The sequence below is a fragment of the Lentzea sp. NPDC004782 genome, assembly GCF_040609115.1.
In the GTDB taxonomy this organism is placed as follows: Bacteria; Actinomycetota; Actinomycetes; order Mycobacteriales; family Pseudonocardiaceae; genus Lentzea.
Genome location: NZ_JBEXJN010000151.1, coordinates 1 through 2,585, shown reverse-complemented (window position 1 = coordinate 2,585; position 2,585 = coordinate 1). Strand labels below are relative to the sequence as shown.

4 protein-coding genes are annotated in these 2,585 nt (G+C 71.9%); 1 reads left to right on the top strand and 3 read right to left on the bottom strand.

All coding sequences use genetic code 11. The annotated features are described in order from the left end of the window. Nucleotides 1-111 precede the first annotated feature (111 nt). The 3 genes from ABZV40_RS46350 to ABZV40_RS46340 are packed head-to-tail and all read right to left on the bottom strand — an operon-like array spanning nucleotide 112 to nucleotide 1,701. A complete protein-coding gene (locus ABZV40_RS46350; protein WP_355456509.1) occupies nucleotides 112-378 on the bottom strand; it encodes a DUF6510 family protein in 267 nt (88 codons plus the stop codon). 13 nt (nucleotides 379-391) lie between these two features. Further along, the gene (locus ABZV40_RS46345) at nucleotides 392-1,132 is read right to left on the bottom strand and encodes a ferredoxin reductase (RefSeq protein ID WP_355456508.1); all 741 of its coding nucleotides are present in this window, start codon (nucleotides 1,130-1,132) and stop codon (nucleotides 392-394) included. Beyond that, nucleotides 1,102-1,701, bottom strand: a complete 600-nt coding sequence (locus ABZV40_RS46340; RefSeq protein ID WP_355456507.1) for a sulfite oxidase-like oxidoreductase — start codon at nucleotides 1,699-1,701, stop codon at nucleotides 1,102-1,104. The genes ABZV40_RS46345 and ABZV40_RS46340 overlap by 31 nt, the downstream gene beginning before the upstream one ends. Nucleotides 1,702-1,774: 73 nt before the next feature. Here ABZV40_RS46340 and ABZV40_RS46335 point away from each other — a divergent pair, with 73 nt between their 5' ends. Further along, nucleotides 1,775-2,536, top strand: coding sequence for a crotonase/enoyl-CoA hydratase family protein (locus tag ABZV40_RS46335; RefSeq protein WP_355456506.1), 762 nt, complete (start codon nucleotides 1,775-1,777; stop codon nucleotides 2,534-2,536). Nucleotides 2,537-2,585: the final 49 nt, after the last annotated feature.

Here is a 2,585-nt window from a genome sequence, read left to right as displayed (position 1 = left end):
GAAGGGTCCACGACCACACCCAAACCTGCTCCCGCGCACCTTAAAAACTATTACCGGCGTTTTTGACCACTTGTGGTGCAAAAACGCGCCGTTCATCGACCTCGCAACCGGTCAGGAGGGCAGCGGGATCTCCAGGCTGATCGTGCCGCGCAGGTCGAGCCAGGCGCGGCCGGGCGCCCGCACCACCCGCAGCACGACCTCCTCGCAGTGCGGGCAGCGGGCCACGATCCCCGGCGCGTTCCGGTAGACCCGCAACGTCGCCACGGAGCCCTTGTGGCCGCAGCCCGCGCACTGCCCGGTCGCCACCGTCAGGTCCACCGCGAAGATCTCCCGCAGGTCGCCCGCGAGCGCGTTGCCGTCCACGTGGTCGTCGCTCATCGCAGGTCTCCTGTCAGCCGAAGCGTTCGGTGCGGACGCGGCGCGGGTCGTGCCCGAGCGCCACGAGGATGTCGGACACCGTCTCGACGAACCCGGTGGGCCCGCACACGAAGCACTGCGGGGTGAACTCGGCGGGCCAGGCGTACGTGTTCACGGTGGCCACACCCAGCCGGCCCGGCGGCTCCGGAGACCCCTCCGGAGCCTGCCGGGTGTACACCAGGTGCACGTCCAGCCCGGCGTCCTCGCGGGCACGCCGGCGCAGCTCGTCGGCGAACATCACGTCGTCGGGCGTGCGCACGGAGCAGATCAGCCGGAACGGCACGCGGCTGCCCTCCGCGGCCCGCGCCCGGATCATCGCCATCAGCGGCGCGATGCCCGATCCGCCCGCCACGAGCGTCACCGGAGACGGGTCGCTGCCACGCCACACGAACCAGCCGCCCACCGGTCCGCGCAGCTCGATCTCGGCGCCCACGGGAAGCACGTCGCACAGGTACGGCGACACCTCGCCGTCGAGCACCCGCTGCACGGCCAGCTCGACCCGGTCGCCGTCGGTTGCCGAGGCGATCGAGTAGCTGCGCTGCACCGAGTAGCCGTCCTCGGCGGTCAGGCGCAGGTCGACGTGCTGGCCCGGCAGGTGTCCCGGCCAGCCGGGCACGTCGAACACGAGACTGCGCGCGCTCTTCGTCAGGTCGGAGGCGTCGGCCAGCGTGGCCACGCGCCAGGTCAGTCGCCCTGATACCGCTGCTCGCGCCATGGGTCTCCGTAGTCGTGGTAGCCGGCGGTTTCCCAGAAGCCGGGTTCGTCCTCCAGCAGCAGCTGGATGCCGCGGACCCACTTGGCCGACTTCCAGAAGTACAGGTGCGGCACGAGCAACCGCGCGGGGCCGCCGTGCTCGGGGGTGAGGTCCTCGTCGTCGTAGCGGTACGCGATCCAGGCCTGGCCGTCGAGCAGGTCCTCCAGCGGCAGGTTGGTCGTGTAACCGCCGTAGGAGTGGACGAGCGCGAAGTCCGCCGCCGTCTCCACGTCCTCCAGCAGCACGTCCAGCGACACGCCCTTCCACCGGGTGCGCAGCTTGGACCACTTGGTGACGCAGTGGATGTCGGTCGTGATCTTCTCGGCGGGCAGCTCGATCAGCTGCTGCCACGACCACGTGTGCTTCTGACCGGCCTCGGTGCTGACGGTGAGCTCCCACCGGTCGGTCGGCACCCGCGGCGTCGGGCCCGCGGTGAGCACGGGGAAGTCCTCGGTGAGGTACTGCCCCGGCGGCAGCTGCACGTCCGGTGACTGACGCCGCCCGCTGAAACCGGGAGAGACGATGGCCATGGGGTGCAGTACTACAGCACGAACCCCGAACGCGCACGCCTGGATAACCTGTGCGCGCGGAAACGGAGGACGGATGGACGTGCGTGTCGAGATCACCGGAACCACCACGGTGATCTGGCTGAACCGCCCGGATCGGCGCAACGCGGTCGACGGCCCGATGGCCGCCGAGCTGCGCGACGCCTTCCTGGCGTTCGAGGCGGACGACGGCCAGCGCGTGGCGGTGCTCGCCGGTGCGGGCGGCACGTTCTGCGCGGGCGCCGACCTCACCTCCGTCAGCGATCCCGCCCGCCGCAACGAGCTCGACCCCGACGGCACCGGACCGATGGGCCCGACGAGGTTGCAGCTGAGCAAGCCGCTGATCGCGGCGGTCAGTGGCCACGCGGTCGCGGGCGGGCTGGAGCTGGCGTTGCTCGCCGACCTGCGGGTGGTCGAACGCGACGCGGTGTTCGGCGTGTTCTGCCGGCGCTGGGGCGTGCCGTTGATCGACGGCGGCACGGTCCGGCTGCCCCGGATCGTGGGACTGGGGCGAGCGCTGGACCTGATCCTCACCGGCCGCCCGGTCGACGCGCGGGAGGCGCTCGCGATCGGGCTGGCCAACCGCGTGGTCGAACCCGGTCAGGCGGTGGCCGCCGCGCTCGAGCTCGCCGAGCAGATCGCCGCGTTCCCGTTCGAGTGCGTGCTCGCGGACCGCGCCTCGACCTACGCCGCTCTCGACCTGCCCACCGCGCAGGCGCTGCGGGCGGAGGGCGCGGCCGGAGTTCCGGTCGTGCAACGGGAAGGCGCGGCCGGCGCCGCCCGGTTCGCGGACGGCGCCGGCCGGCACGGCCAGTTCTGAGCACCTGGTCGATGAAGGGCGCCTTCATCCACGTCAGGTGCGCGGCGAC

Bases quoted from the DNA above. Each gene is read 5' to 3' on its own strand.
- ABZV40_RS46350 (WP_355456509.1), bottom strand. From the start codon at position 378: ATGAGCGACGACCACGTGGACGGCAACGCGCTCGCGGGCGACCTGCGG.
- ABZV40_RS46340 (WP_355456507.1), bottom strand. From the start codon at position 1,701: ATGGCCATCGTCTCTCCCGGTTTCAGCGGGCGGCGTCAGTCACCGGAC.
- ABZV40_RS46345 (WP_355456508.1), bottom strand. From the start codon at position 1,132: ATGGCGCGAGCAGCGGTATCAGGGCGACTGACCTGGCGCGTGGCCACG.
- ABZV40_RS46335 (WP_355456506.1), top strand. From the start codon at position 1,775: ATGGACGTGCGTGTCGAGATCACCGGAACCACCACGGTGATCTGGCTG.